The 16766-nt window shown below is 64.1% G+C and carries 16 protein-coding genes; 8 read left to right on the top strand and 8 right to left on the bottom strand.

The features are described from left to right. Window positions 1-8 precede the first annotated feature (8 nt). Window positions 9-767, top strand: coding sequence for a VWA domain-containing protein (locus ACQR1W_RS29135; RefSeq protein WP_434854007.1), 759 nt, complete (start codon window positions 9-11; stop codon window positions 765-767). A 100-nt stretch (window positions 768-867) separates the two neighbouring features. Further along, window positions 868-1587 (top strand): DnaJ domain-containing protein, encoded by a 720-nt coding sequence (locus ACQR1W_RS29130; RefSeq protein WP_434854006.1) that lies wholly within the window; start codon window positions 868-870, stop codon window positions 1585-1587. A gap of 238 nt (window positions 1588-1825) precedes the next feature. Here ACQR1W_RS29130 and ACQR1W_RS29125 read toward each other — a convergent pair whose 3' ends face one another. Continuing rightward, entirely contained in the window at window positions 1826-3634 is a 1809-nt protein-coding gene (locus tag ACQR1W_RS29125; RefSeq protein ID WP_434854005.1) for a serine hydrolase, read from the bottom strand. Between the two features lie 391 nt (window positions 3635-4025). Here ACQR1W_RS29125 and ACQR1W_RS29120 point away from each other — a divergent pair, with 391 nt between their 5' ends. Next, window positions 4026-4370, top strand: a complete 345-nt coding sequence (locus ACQR1W_RS29120; protein WP_008967938.1) for a phasin family protein — start codon at window positions 4026-4028, stop codon at window positions 4368-4370. A gap of 10 nt (window positions 4371-4380) precedes the next feature. Here ACQR1W_RS29120 and ACQR1W_RS29115 read toward each other — a convergent pair whose 3' ends face one another. After that, window positions 4381-4689, bottom strand: a complete 309-nt coding sequence (locus tag ACQR1W_RS29115; protein ID WP_434854004.1) for a hypothetical protein — start codon at window positions 4687-4689, stop codon at window positions 4381-4383. A gap of 543 nt (window positions 4690-5232) precedes the next feature. Between ACQR1W_RS29115 and clpS the strand changes: the two genes are divergently transcribed. Together clpS and clpA are read left to right on the top strand one after the other, a co-directional pair. Then, window positions 5233-5565 (top strand): ATP-dependent Clp protease adapter ClpS, encoded by a 333-nt coding sequence (clpS, locus tag ACQR1W_RS29110; RefSeq protein ID WP_008967937.1) that lies wholly within the window; start codon window positions 5233-5235, stop codon window positions 5563-5565. 366 nt (window positions 5566-5931) lie between these two features. Further along, window positions 5932-8331, top strand: a complete 2400-nt coding sequence (gene clpA / locus ACQR1W_RS29105; RefSeq protein ID WP_008967936.1) for an ATP-dependent Clp protease ATP-binding subunit ClpA — start codon at window positions 5932-5934, stop codon at window positions 8329-8331. 136 nt (window positions 8332-8467) lie between these two features. Here clpA and ACQR1W_RS29100 read toward each other — a convergent pair whose 3' ends face one another. The 3 genes from ACQR1W_RS29100 to ACQR1W_RS29090 all read right to left on the bottom strand — a co-directional run bounded on the left by ACQR1W_RS29100 (window position 8468) and on the right by ACQR1W_RS29090 (window position 11379). Next, window positions 8468-9889 (bottom strand): MFS transporter, encoded by a 1422-nt coding sequence (locus ACQR1W_RS29100; protein ID WP_434854003.1) that lies wholly within the window; start codon window positions 9887-9889, stop codon window positions 8468-8470. Window positions 9890-9997: 108 nt separating this feature from the next. Next, window positions 9998-10336: a c-type cytochrome gene (locus ACQR1W_RS29095; protein ID WP_434854002.1), complete on the bottom strand. Its 339-nt coding sequence runs from the start codon at window positions 10334-10336 to the stop codon at window positions 9998-10000. Between the two features lie 86 nt (window positions 10337-10422). Continuing rightward, window positions 10423-11379: a helix-turn-helix domain-containing protein gene (locus ACQR1W_RS29090; protein WP_434854001.1), complete on the bottom strand. Its 957-nt coding sequence runs from the start codon at window positions 11377-11379 to the stop codon at window positions 10423-10425. 196 nt (window positions 11380-11575) lie between these two features. Here ACQR1W_RS29090 and ACQR1W_RS29085 point away from each other — a divergent pair, with 196 nt between their 5' ends. Both ACQR1W_RS29085 and ACQR1W_RS29080 read left to right on the top strand, forming a co-directional pair. Next, window positions 11576-12616 (top strand): carbon-nitrogen hydrolase family protein, encoded by a 1041-nt coding sequence (locus ACQR1W_RS29085; protein ID WP_434854000.1) that lies wholly within the window; start codon window positions 11576-11578, stop codon window positions 12614-12616. Between the two features lie 12 nt (window positions 12617-12628). After that, entirely contained in the window at window positions 12629-13657 is a 1029-nt protein-coding gene (locus tag ACQR1W_RS29080) for a phenylacetaldoxime dehydratase family protein (protein ID WP_434853999.1), read from the top strand. 25 nt (window positions 13658-13682) lie between these two features. Here ACQR1W_RS29080 and ACQR1W_RS29075 read toward each other — a convergent pair whose 3' ends face one another. The 3 genes from ACQR1W_RS29075 to ACQR1W_RS29065 all read right to left on the bottom strand — a co-directional run bounded on the left by ACQR1W_RS29075 (window position 13683) and on the right by ACQR1W_RS29065 (window position 15518). After that, on the bottom strand, window positions 13683-13844 hold the full coding sequence (locus ACQR1W_RS29075; protein WP_434853998.1) for a hypothetical protein: 162 nt from the start codon (window positions 13842-13844) through the stop codon (window positions 13683-13685). A 189-nt stretch (window positions 13845-14033) separates the two neighbouring features. Then, a complete protein-coding gene (locus ACQR1W_RS29070) occupies window positions 14034-14486 on the bottom strand; it encodes a PEGA domain-containing protein (protein WP_434853997.1) in 453 nt (150 codons plus the stop codon). Window positions 14487-14585: 99 nt separating this feature from the next. After that, entirely contained in the window at window positions 14586-15518 is a 933-nt protein-coding gene (locus ACQR1W_RS29065; RefSeq protein WP_434853996.1) for a glycine reductase, read from the bottom strand. A 156-nt stretch (window positions 15519-15674) separates the two neighbouring features. Between ACQR1W_RS29065 and ACQR1W_RS29060 the strand changes: the two genes are divergently transcribed. Next, window positions 15675-16712 (top strand): transglycosylase SLT domain-containing protein, encoded by a 1038-nt coding sequence (locus ACQR1W_RS29060; protein WP_434853995.1) that lies wholly within the window; start codon window positions 15675-15677, stop codon window positions 16710-16712. The last annotated feature ends 54 nt before the right edge of the window (window positions 16713-16766 follow it).

Genomic DNA, 16766 nt, shown 5'->3' with positions numbered 1-16766 from the left:
GAGCGATGATGACGACAGACCCTACCAAGATCCGCCCAGGCGACGTGGCCTCGTCCAATGCGAAGGCCGGTGAAGGCAGCTTGCCAGACCCAGCGCCGTCGAGCGCAGCCTCGATCGCCGATTTCGTCGCCAAGGTACGCGCGATGGCGCCGAATGCCGTGGGCGCGCGTGGCCGTCTCATCTTCGCGCTCGACGCCACGATGAGCCGGCAGCCGACCTGGGATATGGCTTGTGGGTTGCAGGCCGACATGTTTCGCGAGGCCGCCTCGCTTGGCAGCCTCGACATTCGCCTGATCTATTATCGCGGCTTCAACGAATGCCGCGCCACCCGCTGGATTTCCGACAGCGGCGAGCTTGCGCGCCTGATGACCAAGATCGATTGCCGCGGCGGCAATACCCAGATCGGAAAGGTGCTGAGCGAAGCGCGCCGCGACGCCACGGCCTCCGGCGTAAGGGCGCTGGTGTTTGTCGGCGATGCCATGGAAGAGAGCGTCGACGAGCTCTGCACCAAGGCCGGCGAGCTCGGCATCCTCAAAGTTCCGATTTTCATGTTCCAGGAAGGCACCGATGCCGGCGTTGAACAGGCGTTCCGCGAGATCGCGCGGCTGAGTGGCGGAGCCTGGTGCCGGTTCGATCCCGGCGCAGCGGCCCAGTTGCGCGAGCTGCTGCGCGCCGCTGCCGCCTATGCAGCCGGCGGCCGCGAAGCGCTGATGCGGCTCTCAGCGCGGCAGCCCAGCGCGGCGCACCTGCTCGAACAGATGAAATAGCACGCAGGCCCCTGATAGGACGAACGATGCTCGGTTGTGTGCCGGAGGTTCGCGCAATCTCCATCCTGCTTTTTGCCGCGCTGGCGATTATATTCAGTCCATGACCCTGGTCGCAGGCGCTGTCGCCGTCATCACCCTTTATTTGCTGCTGCAGATGTTTCGCGCGGCAAATCCTGCTGCGCTCGCCCGTGCGATCAAGCTCGTCGGCGGGATTCTGTGCCTGGCTGTCGCCGCCTTCACCGGTATTCGCGGTGAATTCGTTGTGGCCATTCCGATCGGGCTGTTCGGCGCCGGCCTGTTGGGCTGGACGCCTTCCGGTCTCGGCGGGTTCGGAAGCCTGTTCGGAATGGGGGCGTCCCGATCTGCAGGCAGCAACAGCTCGCGGGTGCGCTCACAGTTCATCGAGATGATGCTTGATCACGACAGCGGGCAGCTCGCCGGGCGATTCGTCGCCGGTCCGCATGCAGGCCGCTCGCTGGACGATTTCGATCTGCCGCAGCTCGCGGCGATCATCCCGACGCTCGACGTCGACAGCGTCGCGTTACTTGAAGGCTATCTGGACCGCCGGTTTCCCGCTTGGCGTCAACACGCGGAGCGAGATACGGCAGCGGGGCAGGGCCGCGCGGCGTCGAGCGGCAAAATGACGGACGAGGAGGCCTATCAGATCCTTGGCCTGCAGCCGGGGGCGGGACGGGACGAAATCGGGCGCGCCCACCGTGCGCTGATGAAGAAACTGCATCCCGATCAAGGGGGGTCGACGTATCTCGCCGCCAGGGTAAACGAGGCCAAGGATACTCTGCTTCGCACGCATCACGGCTGACTCCGGCAACGCCACTCACGCCACAAGACCGAAACTCCGCTTTCATCGCCTGCTCTGTCGACGCCAGCGGTCGCCCGCCGTTATCAGGCGTGCTCGATCCTTCATGGTGAAAAAGTTCTAGCTGCAATTTCTTGACGAGAGGTTTGCGCCGGCCTCTTGCAGGCGCTCTCGTGGAGAGGCCCAACAAAAAAGGCCCGTGCGTGTGGCGCACGGGCCTCATCAAGGAGATCCTGGTGATCTAGTTATGCACGGTCATGCAGGAGATGTCGGCACGCTTCAGTTTCTTGCAGACCGCTTCGGCCTGATCGCGGTCGAGACCGGCGAAGCGGGCGCGGATCAGGGTCTTGTCGCCCTTTGAGACCGTTTCGGTGAACGGATCGGCCTTGCTGAGCAGGCCCTGAGCCTGGCTGCGCGCGGCTTCGATCCGCTTCTGCGCCTCCGCTTCATTGTCGAGCGCGCCGACCTGAACGATCCAGCCATTGTGGGTCACGGCGGCCTTCGCAGCCACTTCCGGCGCCGGAGCCGCAGAGGCCTGCTGGATCGGTGCCGGGGCTTGCGGTGCGGGTGCGGGTGCGGCATAGGCCATGGCCTGCGACGAGGACGGCGGCAGGCTCGAGGCCGGCAGCACGCCGAGGATGCCGTTGCCGGTGCCGTGCCCAGGCGGCTGCGGTGGCAGGTCGGCACGCTGTGGTTCGGGACGATAGGCATCGCTTCGTGCCGGCTCGACCGCATCGTTGCGCGGCGTCGGCACGGGCGCGACCGGCTGCGGGGCCGCCGAGGCGAGCTTCACCGCACCGGCCTTGACCTGAACCGTCTTCACTCTGACCGGCTTCATCGGCTCCGTGGAGCCGGGAATGATCGACATCGGTTGGCTGTCGATCACGCCCGAAGTCATCGGAGCCGGTTCGGCCTTGGCTTCGGTGCGGACGTCGGCCTTGATGTCGGTCTTGGCCTTGTTGTCCCTGGGCTGCGCCGGCGGCAGGGCCGCGGTCGCCTCCGAGAGGGCTGAGATGATCTTGGTGGCACGGCTCGGGGCGGGAGCCGGCGCATCAGGGGTAGCCGAGGCGAGCTGCATGCCGCCTTGATCGGCGGTGTCGGTCGCGGCGTCGGATCCGCTGCGTTCCGTGACGGCCACAGCCGTCCGCTTGGTTGCAGCCTTGTCGAGGTTCTCGGCGAGCAGGCTGCGCATGATGGCGTCACGCGATCCGCCGCTGCGGCCGCCCAGCACGACGCCGATCAGGAATCGGTTGCCCCGATGCATCGAGGTGACGAGGTTGAAGCCGGAGGCGCGGGTGTAGCCGGTCTTGATGCCATCAACGCCTTCGACGCTGCCGAGGAGGTGATTGTGCCCGGTGATGGTGTGGCCGCGGAAGTTGAAGGCCGTCGTCGAGAAATAATGATAGTAGCGCGGGAAGCGGTCCTGCAGTGCACGGCCGAGGATCGATTGGTCGCGGGCCGAGGTGACCTGTTCGTCGTTCGGCAGGCCGGAGGCGTTGCGATAGACCGTGCGGCTCATGCCGAGCGCATGGGCCTTGCGAGTCATCATCCTGGCGAAATTGTCTTCGTCGCCGCCGATCGCCTCGGCGATCACGACCGCGGCGTCGTTCGCCGAACGCGTGATCAATCCCTTGATCGCATCTTCGACCCTGATGGTCTGGCCGGGCCGAAGACCGAGCTTGGTCGGATCTTGTTCTGAAGCGTGCTCGGAGACGGACATCTCGGTATCGAGCTTCATCTTGCCGGCATCGAGACGCTCGAACAACAGATAGAGCGTCATCATCTTGGTGAGCGAAGCTGGATGCCGCAGCCCGTCGGGATTGGTCGCCGTCAGTGTCGCTCCGGAATTGCCGTCGACGATGATGGAGGCGAAGGAAGGGCTGTAGCTGCCCTCATCATTGCGCGGCGAATGATGCGCAGTGTGATGACGCCGATGGTGCCGACGTGCTTCGGCGCTGTCGGTCGTGAAGACCGCAACGGTCGTGAGCGTGAGTAGCCCGTAGACGCCAACCCGCACCAGGCGCGAGGAAGCCAAGTTTTTGCGAAGCATGAAATCCCCGTCCAATTTCCGACTTGTTCACCGGCTCGTGAGGCGAAATTGTGCCGAACGCTCCCGTGACATTGAGCCTGTCCGGGCTGCCGATTGGCCGGTAAAGATGGCCAGAAATCGAAAGGCCGGACTGAAGTGTTGTTAAGGTGCTGTTTTGGAACAGCTTTGTAGACCTGCCGAACGCCGACAGGGCCATCGGGAAGGTTAGGGCGAGGGGGTTGCCAAAAGATTAAAGAAATCTTGCGGGGATCTCAGGAATATGGCCCCAATGCCCTGAATTGTGCATTGCACAAGAATCTTGCTTTTATTGTGCGCTGCAGGATATATGACAATGCGCCTCAGGAGAGCAAAAGCTTGTCTTGTGAGCGCTTCGGTCAGGGAAAGGGATGCCATGTTTAAGGTCGAAGACTTCCAGAACTACGGCAAGGAGCAGTTCGAAACCGTCGTGAACTCGGCGACGACCGTGCAGAACGGCCTGCATGCGATCGCCACCGCTTACGGCGACTACACCAAGAAATCGTTCGAGGACACCAAGTCCTTCGTCGAGAAACTCTCGGGCGTGAAGTCGCTCGACAAGGTGCTCGAAGCGCAGAGCGAATACGCCAAGTCGGCCTATGAGACCTTCGTCGCCGACTCGCAGAAGATCGCAGGCCTTTATTCGGATCTCGCCAAGCAGGCTTTCAAGCCGCTCGAAGGTTTGGCTGCCAAGTTTACCCCGCCGGCCGCCACGCACTAAGCCGCCCGCGTCATTCGGGGACACCAAAAAGCCCGGCGAATGCCGGGCTTTCTTTTGCCGGTTCTGTCGTGCTGACCGATGTCATGACGCGACACGCAGCTTTGAAATTTCCTCGACGGCGTTCCGCGTGCGTCTGCTGTCTGGATGAACTCGGCGATGATCCGGCAAGGTCGTTGCCGCTCGCGCCATCCTGCAGGAACTCCGCGGTCGTGTAGAGGTGCGAGAAGGGACCGGCCTTCTCGATGCCGGTGCGGTTCTGGGCATCGCAGTCTTTGTCGCGATCAGTGTGAGGCGAAGCCACGACGATGTGGCTGCTCAAGAGCACGGCGCCAAGTGGTCTGTTGTCTTGCAGGTGGTGAGTTGTCTTGAAGGCAAAGCAGGACCGGACCGGTGATGGAATCGGTCACGAGGTGCCCCCCGGGCAGAGGAAGCTGCCGAGATTTCGGGCTGCGCCGTTGGACGGATGGACAAGCCGCCCGAGCAGACTGCTGCGGCGAACCTCAGGAGTCGGCAACTTGCTCGCCAGAACAGGTTCCTCCTCAATTCCCACTGAATCCGCTTTGTAAAATCCGGACGAATTGTTTAACCTCATCGATCATCGCCGAGGTCGGAGAATCGGTACTGGCGGAAGCGCGTTCGATCGCGATGTGCGCTTGCAGCAGACCGGTAACTGACCCATATTCCTGATGTCGGACCGGTCGGCTGGGATAAGGCGATTTGGGAAGCAGGTCCGGGCTGCCAACGTGGCCCCGGCGGGACAAGGTGGGAACCTGTTAGGGATCCCGCAACGGTATCTAACGCGTGTGCCATGTCGCAGCTAACGTCCAGATTTGATCTGTCAAAGCCTCTCCCAGTGCCCAGGATGAGCAGCAACGAGAATCGGCCCAGCGGCAATAACGGCCCCGCCACCTCGGTCATCACCAAGGTCAAGCCGAAGACCAAACGCCCGAACCTTTATCGCGTCCTGATTCTCAACGACGATTACACGCCGATGGAATTCGTCGTTCACGTCTTGGAAAAGTTCTTCAACAAGGACGTTGAGGCGGCGACCAAGATCATGCTCCATGTCCACCATCACGGGATCGGCGAATGCGGTGTCTTCACCTACGAGATCGCTGAGACCAAAGTGACTCAGGTGATGGATTTCGCGCGCAAGCACCAGCATCCGCTGCAATGTGTGATGGAGAAGAAGTAGGAATATCTGGCCGAAATCGGCCCTATCTATCAGGCGACTGAAGCCGGACCAGGCTCAGCCGGCCAATCTCCGGATTTTTGCGGCCTTTTCTCGAGTCGGCCGCGCCTTCACGCCATCGTCTCGCACATGATCGCTCCACGAACGCAGCGGAAGAGCGAAATCTGCCGACGACAAGAGCGATTCAAATCGGCGTCTGCGCCCGCCGTCACACTCGGAACGGGTTTTGCATTAACGATCCGGTGAAAGGGCAATCGGGTGGCTCGACCGGTCTTTTGCCGCACTCGATTATAACTATATTTGACGAAGGTTGTTGTTGCCTGACCGGGCGGCGGCGATCATGATGCCAGGGGGCCATAGAGGACGCGCATGCCGACTTTTTCTCAAAGCCTTGAACAATCCCTGCATCGTGCGCTGGCGATTGCCAACGAGCGTCATCATCAATACGCGACACTGGAACACCTCTTGCTGTCCTTGATCGATGACTCCGATGCAGCGGCCGTGATGCGCGCATGCAGCGTCGATCTCGACAAGCTGCGCGGCAGTCTTGTCAACTATCTCGAAACCGAGTTCGAAAATCTGGTCACGGACGGCAGCGACGACGCCAAGCCGACCGCAGGCTTCCAGCGCGTAATCCAGCGCGCGGTGATTCACGTCCAGTCCTCCGGCCGCGAAGAGGTGACGGGCGCCAACGTGCTGATCGCGATCTTCGCGGAGCGCGAAAGTCATGCCGCGTATTTCCTGCAGGAGCAGGACATGACGCGCTACGACGCCGTCAACTATATCAGCCACGGCATCGCCAAGCGGCCGGGCGTCTCCGAGGCGCGCCCCGTGCGCGGCGTCGACGAGGAGACCGAGAACAAAGGCAGCGAGGACTCCAAGAAGAAGGGCGAGGCGCTGGAAACCTATTGCGTCAACCTCAACAAGAAAGCGCGTGACGGTAAGATCGACCCGGTCATCGGCCGGAACTCCGAGATCAACCGCGCCATCCAGGTGCTGTGCCGCCGCCAGAAGAACAACCCGCTGTTCGTGGGCGAGGCGGGCGTCGGCAAGACCGCGATCGCGGAAGGGCTTGCCAAGCGCATCGTCGACAGTGAAGTGCCGGAAGTGCTGGCGGCCGCGACGGTGTTCTCGCTCGACATGGGCACGCTGCTCGCCGGGACCCGCTATCGCGGCGACTTCGAGGAGCGCCTGAAGCAGGTGCTGAAGGAACTCGAGGCCCATCCGAACGCGATCCTGTTCATCGACGAAATCCACACCGTGATCGGCGCCGGCGCCACTTCTGGCGGCGCGATGGACGCGTCCAACCTGCTGAAGCCGGCGCTGGCCTCCGGCACGATCCGCTGCATGGGCTCCACGACCTACAAGGAGTACCGCCAGCACTTCGAGAAGGACCGCGCACTGGTGCGGCGCTTCCAGAAGATCGACGTCAACGAGCCGTCGGTCGAGGATGCAATCGCGATTCTGAAGGGGCTGAAGCCGTATTTCGAGGATTATCACCGGCTGAAATACACCAACGAGGCGATCGAGGCCGCGGTGCAGCTGTCGTCGCGCTACATCCACGACCGCAAGCTGCCGGACAAGGCGATCGACGTGATCGACGAATCCGGTGCGGCGCAGATGCTGGTGTCCGAGAGCAAGCGCAAGAAGACCATCGGCATCAAGGAAATCGAGACCACGATCGCATCGATGGCGCGGATCCCGCCGAAGAGCGTGTCGAAGGACGATGCCGAAGTGCTCAAGCACCTCGAGCAGACCTTAAAGCGCGTCGTGTTCGGCCAGGACCGAGCGATCGAGTCGCTCTCGGCCTCGATCAAGCTCGCCCGCGCGGGCTTGCGCGAACCCGAGAAGCCGATCGGCTGCTACCTGTTCTCGGGCCCGACCGGCGTCGGCAAGACCGAGGTCGCCAAGCAGCTCGCGGCCACCTTGGGTGTCGAGCTGTTGCGCTTCGACATGTCCGAATACATGGAGCGGCATACGGTGTCGCGCCTGATCGGCGCACCTCCCGGCTATGTCGGCTTTGACCAGGGTGGCCTGTTGACCGACGGCGTCGACCAGCATCCGCATTGCGTGGTGCTGCTCGACGAAATCGAGAAGGCCCATCCCGATCTGTACAATGTGCTGCTGCAGATCATGGATCATGGCCGGCTCACCGATCACAACGGCAAGCAGGTCAACTTCCGCAACGTGATCCTGATCATGACCACGAATGCGGGCGCCGCCGACATGGCCAAGCAGGCGTTCGGCTTCCATCGTTCCAAGCGGGAAGGCGACGACCACGAGGCGATCAACCGCCAGTTCGCGCCGGAATTCCGCAACCGGCTCGATGCGATCGTGTCGTTCGCGCATCTGTCGGTCGACGTGATCGGCATGGTGGTCGAGAAGTTCGTGCTGCAGCTGGAAGCTCAGCTCGCCGACCGCGACGTCACCATCGAGCTGTCGGAGCCGGCCAAGGCCTGGCTGATCCAGCATGGCTATGACGAGCAGATGGGTGCGCGTCCGATGGGCCGCGTGATCCAGGAGCACATCAAGAAGCCGCTGGCGGATGAGGTGCTGTTCGGCAAGCTGAAGGGTGGCGGGCACGTCCGTGTCGTCCTGGTCAAGGACGAGGCCAATCCGGAGCTCGAGAAGATCGGCTTCGAGTTCGTCGAAGGTCCGGTCACGCCGAAGTCGGAGGTGCCGGCGGCCCGCAAGCGGAAGCCGAAGTCCGGCGGATCCGGCGGCGGCTCCAAGGGCCCGGCGTCGAAGGGACCGCTGGTCAAGGTCTGAGCGGCGCCAAGCCCCAGAAGACATCGCACTGCAAGAGGCCGGCCATTGCGCCGGCCTTTTTTGCGTCCGGCGGGTCTATGCGCATTCGACAGGCCTGCCGAGTTGGATCGGTCGCAGCCTCCGCCGGCCGTCGTGTCTACTCGCCCTTCAGCCGCTGGCCCTCCCGCACGCGGACATGCTCGGCGCCCCTGGCACCGACGGGAGACAGGCGGAGCATGCTGAGCATGGCACCGAGCAGCGCGAAGCCCACGCCGGTGGCAAGCGACAGCCGCGTGCCCTCGATGGGACTGACCGCCAGGAACATCGCAACCAGCGCCGCGCCCATGGTCTGGCCCAACAGGCGCGCGGTGCCCAGCATGCCGCTCGCCCCACCAGAACGTTCGCGCGGCGCCGCCGCGATCATGGTGCGGTTGTTCGGGGTCTGGAACAGGCCGAAGCCGAACCCGGCCAGCGCCATGCGCCAGACCACGTCGACCACCGCGGGTTGCGCCGGCAACAGCGCCAGCGCGCCAAGGCCGCAGGCGAACAGAAACAGGCCGACACCGCCGAGTAGACCCGCCGGGAAGCGTTCGACCAGCCGCCCCGAGATCGGCGCGGCGAAGGCAACCGCAATCGGCCAAGGCGTGATCAACAGGCCGATCTGCACCGCGGAATAGCCAAAGTGGCTTTCGAGATAAAACGGGATCGCCACGAAGGCGAGCATCTGTCCGCAGAACGAAGCGATCGAGGTCGCGATCGACAGCGCAAAGATCGGGATGCGCAACAGGTCGAGCGGCAATAGCGGCGAGGCCATGTGGGTCTCGCGGTAGTACAGTGTCACCCCGGAGATGACTGCAACGGCGAACTGGATCGCGCAGGTCAGGAGCGCTTCGCCATGGCCGAGACTGTCGATCGCGGCGATGCCGAAGCCGAAGGTGAGCGCGCTCAAGGCCGCGCTCTGCCAGTCGAACATGTGGGGTGAACGCGGCGTGTGCGGCAGACAACGCGCGCCGAGCGCGAACGTCACAAAGCCGAGCGGCACGTTGATTGCGAACAGATAAGGCCAGGTCCCGACCGAGAGAATGCCGGCCGCGATGGTCGGGCCGACCGCAGCAGAGATCGCAACCACCATGGCATTGATGCCGATGCCGCGGCCCAGCAATGCGTGCGGATAGATGAAGCGCACCAGCGCCGAGTTGACGCTCAGAATGCCGGCCGCGCCAAAGCCCTGCAGGATACGAGCGAGCGTCAGCAACAGCAGCGTATGCGACAGCGCGCAAGCCGCCGAGGCGATGGTGAACAGCACGAGGCCAGCGAGATAGACCCGCCGATAGCCGATGATCTCGCCGAGCGAGGCCAGCGGCAGCAGCGAGATGGTGACGGCGAGTTGGTAGCCGTTGACGATCCAGATCGAGAAGGCCGGGCTCGCGTTGAGATCGCGCGCGATCGTCGGCAGCGCGACATTGGCGATCGCGCCGTCGACCACGGCCATGACGATGCCAAGCGCAATCGTGACGATCGCCCAGCTTCGCTGCGGCAGCGGAAGGCCATCGGGATATTCGAGGGCAGTGGCACTCATCCGTGAAAGGGCTCCAAGGCGCTTTGCCCCTGCGGTATCCGGTGCGGATCGCGACGGGCAACGGACCGAGCAGGCGTCAGTTCCCAGAGCGGGCCCGGCCTCGCGGGGTCATTTCGCCTTCGGCCGGACCTGGATGGCCTTGAGATAGTTGACCACCGCCTCGGCGTCGGCGCGATTGAATTGGAAGGTCGGCATGTCCGGGTGGATCGTCGACAGCCCGGCTTGCAGGCGCTCTGCAAAGTCTTCGTCGTAGAGTTTGTCGTCGCCAAAGCTGCGGAAGGGCGGGGCATCGGGGTGTGGGCTGGTCCCAGTCTGACCCACCGCATGGCATCGACTGCAAAGCGTTTGCAAGAGCGCTTTTCCTCGGCTCTGCTCGCCATCTAGCGCATGGCTGGCGCTGGACGTCATGGCCAGCAGCAAAACGGTGTATCCCGCTCGTCCTATCATGGTCTCATCCGCGTCAGGGCAAAGCGGCGCATCCGATCGATCCCGGCACCGGCCGAATTGTTCAAGGAATCGGCACTTGTCTGACTTTAGCGCGCCGGGCTGCTGCGCCGCCACTGGCGTGGCGACATGCCAAACTGTTCGCGAAAGACACGGCCGAAATGCGAGGCGTCGTTGAAGCCCCAGGCGAAGGCGATTTCGCTGATCTGCCGATGGGTCAGCGCCGGCGCGGCGAGGTCGCGCCGACACACTTTGAGCCGCTCCGACAGCAGGAAGCGCTGGAACGAGAGCTCCTCATCCGAGAACAGATCGTTGACGTAGCGCGCAGACAGCCCGAGCTCGCGCGCGACCACCGGCAGCGAAAGGTCGGGATCGGACAGGCGCGTGCGAACATGCGCCTTGATGCGATAGAGCAGCGCCGCGCGATGGCTGGAGACCGGCAGAGGCTGGGTTTGGAGCCGCTCGGCCAACGTCATGGCCAGCAGGTCGGCAGCCTGGTCGGACAATCGCTCGGCGTGCTCGGCGCCGATGTGATCGGCGCGCTCGCAGAGCCTGACGATGAAATCGTAGACAAGGGGCTGGAGCGGGCTGTCGGCGCCGAAGGTCATTGCCGTCACCGGCTCGGTGGGACCGATTCTGCGCTGCAGCATCTGACGCGGCAGCTTGAACACGATCTGCTTGAACGCGGCGTCGAACTGCAGCTCATAGGGGCGCGTCGTGTCGTAGATCGCGAACTCGCCGGGGCGGATCACCGTGTCGCGGCCATCCTGCACGACGCCGCCGATCCCCTCGCGCCCCAGCGCAACCAGCACGAAGTCTGCATCGGAGCGGGAAATCCGCTGATGGGTGCGGTGAACGCGCTGCTGGTCCGAGCACACTTCGGAACACACGGCCTCGCCGAAAGCCGCATAGGTCACGCTGCCCCGAAAGGCGCTGCCCAGATCGGACCTGCAGTCAAGGCCGACATAGACGTCGCAGACGATGTCTTGCCACATCGCCAGTCGGCGGTGAGCCGGGCTTTGGTCCGTGGTGAACAGGATCGGCATCGGTCCGTCTCCTCCTACACCTGTGTCGATTGGATATCCGGCAATGCAGCAAAACCCGGGCCGGCCGGGCGGTTGGCCGCGGTCGTAGTCGAATTTTCGTTCCCTGCGAGACGAGCGCGAATGACGGCCTGGGTCAATAGTGCGCGCGATCGTGGTGCGGCGGGATGCGCCGCAATTGGCAGCAGGAGCAGCGGCGATGGGTATCGTCTATCCGAAATACAAGGTGGCGGTGGTGCAGGCGGCGCCTGCCTGGCTCGACCTCGACGCCTCGATCCAGAAGACGATCGGGCTGATCGAGGAAGCGGCAGACAAGGGTGCCAAGCTGATCGCGTTCCCGGAGGTCTTCATCCCCGGCTATCCCTGGCACATCTGGATGGACTCGCCGGCCTGGTGCATCGGGCGCGGATTCGTGCAGCGCTATTTCGACAATTCGTTGTCCTATGACAGCCCGCAGGCGGAGGCCCTGCGTGTCGCGGTGCGCAAGGCGAAGCTGACGGCTGTGCTCGGCGTTTCCGAGCGCGACGGTGGCAGCCTCTACATCGCGCAGTGGCTCATCGGCCCTGATGGTGAGACCATTGCGAAGCGCCGCAAACTGCGGCCAACTCATGCCGAGCGCACCGTGTATGGCGAAGGCGACGGCAGCGATCTCGCCGTCCATGCGCGGCAAGACATCGGCCGGTTAGGCGCGCTGTGTTGCTGGGAGCATCTGCAGCCGCTGTCGAAATACGCGATGTATGCCCAGAACGAGCAGGTTCACGTCGCGGCATGGCCGAGTTTCTCGCTCTACGATCCGTTCGCGCCGGCGCTCGGCGCCGAGGTCAACAATGCAGCGTCGCGCATCTATGCGGTGGAAGGCTCGTGCTTCGTGCTGGCACCGTGTGCCACAGTCTCGCAGGCGATGATCGACGAGCTGTGCGATCGCCAGGACAAGCACGCGCTGCTGCATGTCGGCGGAGGTCATGCCGCGATCTTCGGTCCTGACGGCAGTTCGCTCGTCGAGAAGCTGCCGCCCGAGCAGGAAGGCCTGCTGATCGCCGAGATCGACCTCGGCATGATCGGCATCGCCAAGAACGCCGCCGATCCGGCCGGGCACTATTCGCGTCCCGACGTCACGCGGCTGCTGCTCAACAACAAGCCGTTCAGTCGCGTCGAGCATTTCGCGTTGCCGGGCGACCATGTGACGCCGGCCGCTCCGGCCGGCGAGGTTGCAGCCGCCCGGTCTGGCGAAGCCACTTGAGGGGAGGGGATCATGGAGTCCGCGATTCCTCCACATCTGATCACCCCGCGCCGTCGCCATCGCCGTGTGGATGACGATTACAAACCGCCTTACCCGTCGTTCGTCGCCCGCTACAAGCCAGGCGTTGCCCGCGTTGTAATGGCCTATTTCGGCCTGCAATATCGCGGCGAGGCGCCGCCGACGGCGGCCTCCTCGACGTCGGACTTCGTGAAGCTCGTATCGGAGGCGCACGGACCATCGCATTGGGACCATGCGCACTATGTCGATCAGGCCGGATTCGCGAACGAGGTCTTCGTCGCCTATTGGGACGACGTCGCGCGCTTCGACGCGTGGTTCGTGCCGGCGCGCGCCGCCTGGACCGGACCGGGCGTCGACGGTGTCGGCCGATTCATCGAAGTGCTGCGGCCGGCGGTCGACCGCTATGAGACGTTGTTCTCCTCGCTGGGCCGGCCCGAAGGCGTCGCGGTCATTGCCGGGGGGATGAGTGGGGAGGTGCTGGAGCATGCCTATTGGGGCGGAATGCGCGATCGCATCCCGCTGTCTCAGACCGATGAGATGAGGTCATCGGGCAAGCCGACCTTGCTACAGGACGGACCGCGCCTTCGCGTCCTGGCCGCGGACAATCTCTGCGTGATCCGCTCAGGCCAGGACTGGAGCGACACGGACACGGCCGAGCGCCGCATGTATCTGGAAGACGTCGAGCCGGTCCTGCGCGAGGGCATGGATTTCCTGCGCGACGATGGGATCTCGATCGGCTGCTACTCCAATCGTTATATGCGACTGCGGGGACCCGATGGCGCGCTGACCGAGAAGTCCTACGGGCAGAGCTGGTGGCAAAGTCTGTCCGCGCTGGAGCGCTGGGCGGAATCGCATCCGACCCACGTCAGGATCTTCGGAGCGGCGATGAAGTATCTGTCGTCACTCGGTCCGGCCGCGAAGCTTCGGCTCTATCATGAGGTGACGGTCGCGGCCGCTGATGAGCAGTTCTTCGAATATCGCGGCTGTCACCCGAAGACCGGGATGCTCGCCGCGGTCGGCTGACTGGCCAGGGCCGAGACGGAGTGCGCTACCACCGTCCGGTAACCTTTCCATGGACGTAAAGGACGGCGAGGCCGATCGTGACCAGGGTCGAGAAGATCAGGACGATGCGGTCCCAGCGCAGCGGCGTCTCGTCGTCCCTGCTGAAGGTCAGCAGCGCGAACAAGGCTTTGAGAGGTGCGCGGCGCATCGGACCCTTCTCCGTAGAGAATGTTCCAGGAGCGTGAACGCGCCGCGGCCCGGGACGTTCCGACGCGCGGCTTAACCCAGTCGCTGCGTCACGACTCGAACTGCAGATCGAGTCGAGCTTTCTGCCACCCTATCATTTCAACGGGCAGACGCGCGAGCGAGCCGCCGACGCCGTGGCAGCGCTTGCCCCTCAGGTGCCGGCTTCAGGCGCCGCCGCGGGAGGCCTGCGTTGCCGCGCTGGCCGCGCCGGGGCTGCGGCTCTGTGCGGCTGCAGCGTGACGATCACCGGGTTCGGCTTGTGATCGGTGGCCGCGCCGGTCGCGGCATCGACTCCCATCCCGATCAGGCCACCCGCGAGGATATTGCCGGCGAAGCCGGCCGCGCCTGCGGCCGGAATGTCCTTCGTCAGCGGCACGATCTGGGTCTCGTAACCTTCCTTGGCGATCGAGACCGAGATGTCGGCGTTTCGCTTGGCTACGAACGCACAAGGCGTCGTACACGTCATCGGCGCCTCAAGTCCCGAAACGGTCGCTTCCGCGCCGGATGGTGTCGAGGAGATACTGATTGTTTCCGTTGTCCCCCGCGTCACCGACGCACAGCCACCCACCATGGCGCAAAGCGCCAAGCACCACAAAACACGCATTAGTAGTCGTCCCCCAGAACCCCGCAGCAATCAACCGCAACCGAAGCGTGACGGCAAGGGGAAAAGCCCTGCGCTCATGTAGGTTCTTGGGAAAACCTGTTAGCTGTTGCTCTCGCGCAGTCCCTTCGCAATCACCTTCTGCGTATCGAACTCGGCGCGCCGCCGCGACAATTCCTCCGGGCTGAGCAGCGCCGGATTGCTGTAGTCGCGCTTCCAACTCGCGTCACTGCTCCAGCGCAGCGGCGACTGCATGGTGGTCTGCGGGCCGGGCGCGTTTTCCAACAGCTGCAACGCCAGCGCGAGCGTCAGGGCCTGCGAGCCGACATCGTGCGGCTTGCCCGCGGAATTGCCGAGCGGGAAATCCGAAAACAGAAAGCGCGGCACGGCGACATACTCGACGATGTCCTTGGCGCAGCCCATGACGACGGTCGCGATGCCGTTCGCTTCCAGATGCCGCGCCACCAGGCTTACGGTCTGGTGGCAGACCGGACAGTTCGGCACCAGCACGGCGGCATCCACGGCATCCGTCCGGCAGCGCGCCAGGATCTCCGGCGCATCGGTCTCGATGGTGGCACGATGGCTGCGATTGGTCGGTGCGCCGAAAAAGCGCGGTGCGACCTCGCCGACGCGACCCTCGCGCGCGAGCCGAACGAGTTGCGGCAGCGGGAACCAGGTGCCGGAATCCTGGGCGGAGGTGTGAATGCGGTCGTAGGCGATGTGGGAGATGCGCAGATCATGCGGCGCCGACGTATCGCCATCGTAGATGCAATAGAACTTGGCGGCGCCGTTGTACAAAGCGCCGGGTCCCTGATCGCCCTTGGCGGGATCGTAGGGCGCAGCCGTCGTGACGATGGTCACGCGGGATTCACGAAGCGGTTTCTTCAGGGTTTGAAATGGCGCGGATGTGTAGTGCGCCCAGCGATAGGGCGTGTCATAGCCGATCGCGAGGTAGTAGTCGCGGGTGCGCGCCATATAGGGCAGGGGCACATCGTCGTCCGGCGCGAAGCCGAACCGATCGTCGGCGGCGGTCATGCCTGACGTTCCTCCGTGATGTCTCGTCGGCTCGGGTGAAATTGCTGACCCCGGCCCCCGCGTGTCAAGCCGTCGCGTCGAGGAACTTGGGGCCTGCAATTGCTTTGAGGTGGGGAACGCCGACGGGGTTTCGAACCGGTAATTCGACCTTTGCAGATGTACAACGTGATCCGCGTCTTCTGTATCGGCCTTTATCTGGCGTTCATAGCGCCGGCAGACGTGTTTGCTGAAGACGTCGCCAAGCCGCCTGTGGCCGAGCCTCCGCCGTCTCTGTCTTCGCCGCCAGGCTCCGCCGAACCCGCCAAGGACGCAGCGAAACGGGATGCAGCGCAGCCAAAGCCCGGCGCAGCCGCGCCGGATAAGGAGGCCAAGCGTGACGATCCCAAGGAGAGCGATACGCGCGAGGCGATCTGCCTGATGATCGAATCTGCGGCCCGGGCCAACAACCTGCCGCTCGAATTCTTCGCCCGCGTGATCTGGCAGGAGAGCCGCTTCCAGCCGGACGCGGAGGGGCCGGTCACGCGCAGCGGCCGGCGCGCGCAGGGCATTGCGCAGTTCATGCCGGGCACCGCCGACGAGCGGCGGCTGCTCGATCCTTTCGATCCCGTGCAGGCGCTGCCGAAATCGGCCGAGTTCCTGGCCGAGCTGCGCGATCAGTTCGGCAATCTCGGGTTGGCCGCGGCGGCCTATAATGCCGGACCGCGCCGGGTGCAGGACTGGCTCTCGGGCAAGGGGCAGATGCCCTATGAGACCCGCAACTATGTCTCGGCCATCACCGGCGCGACCATCGATGATTGGGCCGCCGCAGGCAAGGGCGGCAAGACGCCGCCGAGCCCGCCGCCGACCTCGTGCCATCAATTGATGGCGCTGCTCAAGCGCGCGCCGAATCCGTTCGTCACCCAGCTCGAGCAGCACGTTGCGCTCGCCGCGGCCAAGCTCTGGGGCGTGCAGCTTGCTGCCGGCTTCGACCGCAACAGGGCGCTTGCGATGTATGCGCGTGCGATCAAGGGTCTTAGCGCGATCATCGGCAATCGCGATCCAAGCCTGCTTTCGTCGGTGATGCGCACGCGCGGCTTCCATCCGTTCTACCAGGTGCGGATCGGCGCCGACACGCGCGGTGAGGCCGACGACCTCTGCAACCGTATCCGCCGCGCCGGCGGAGCCTGCTTCGTGCTGCGCAACAGGGGCGTCTGACCAGCGATCGGTTCACCTGCGCTGACCCTTACGAGCATTGAAAAATAAGATGAA

This window comes from Bradyrhizobium sp. HKCCYLS1011, from assembly GCF_051167795.1.
GTDB lineage: Bacteria > Pseudomonadota > Alphaproteobacteria > Rhizobiales > Xanthobacteraceae > Bradyrhizobium.
Note: the sequence above shows the minus strand (reverse complement) of the source record. Positions and strands in the feature narration are given on the sequence as shown.

Coding starts and splice junctions, on each gene's coding strand:
- ACQR1W_RS29095 (WP_434854002.1), bottom strand. CDS start 10,336: ATGATAGGACGAGCGGGATACACCGTTTTGCTGCTGGCCATGACGTCC.
- ACQR1W_RS29100 (WP_434854003.1), bottom strand. CDS start 9,889: ATGAGTGCCACTGCCCTCGAATATCCCGATGGCCTTCCGCTGCCGCAG.
- ACQR1W_RS29090 (WP_434854001.1), bottom strand. CDS start 11,379: ATGCCGATCCTGTTCACCACGGACCAAAGCCCGGCTCACCGCCGACTG.
- ACQR1W_RS29060 (WP_434853995.1), top strand. CDS start 15,675: ATGTACAACGTGATCCGCGTCTTCTGTATCGGCCTTTATCTGGCGTTC.
- ACQR1W_RS29070 (WP_434853997.1), bottom strand. CDS start 14,486: ATGCGTGTTTTGTGGTGCTTGGCGCTTTGCGCCATGGTGGGTGGCTGT.
- ACQR1W_RS29125 (WP_434854005.1), bottom strand. CDS start 3,634: ATGCTTCGCAAAAACTTGGCTTCCTCGCGCCTGGTGCGGGTTGGCGTC.
- ACQR1W_RS29075 (WP_434853998.1), bottom strand. CDS start 13,844: ATGCGCCGCGCACCTCTCAAAGCCTTGTTCGCGCTGCTGACCTTCAGC.
- ACQR1W_RS29080 (WP_434853999.1), top strand. CDS start 12,629: ATGGAGTCCGCGATTCCTCCACATCTGATCACCCCGCGCCGTCGCCAT.
- ACQR1W_RS29135 (WP_434854007.1), top strand. CDS start 9: ATGACGACAGACCCTACCAAGATCCGCCCAGGCGACGTGGCCTCGTCC.
- ACQR1W_RS29120 (WP_008967938.1), top strand. CDS start 4,026: ATGTTTAAGGTCGAAGACTTCCAGAACTACGGCAAGGAGCAGTTCGAA.
- clpA (WP_008967936.1), top strand. CDS start 5,932: ATGCCGACTTTTTCTCAAAGCCTTGAACAATCCCTGCATCGTGCGCTG.
- ACQR1W_RS29085 (WP_434854000.1), top strand. CDS start 11,576: ATGGGTATCGTCTATCCGAAATACAAGGTGGCGGTGGTGCAGGCGGCG.
- ACQR1W_RS29065 (WP_434853996.1), bottom strand. CDS start 15,518: ATGACCGCCGCCGACGATCGGTTCGGCTTCGCGCCGGACGACGATGTG.
- ACQR1W_RS29130 (WP_434854006.1), top strand. CDS start 868: ATGACCCTGGTCGCAGGCGCTGTCGCCGTCATCACCCTTTATTTGCTG.
- clpS (WP_008967937.1), top strand. CDS start 5,233: ATGAGCAGCAACGAGAATCGGCCCAGCGGCAATAACGGCCCCGCCACC.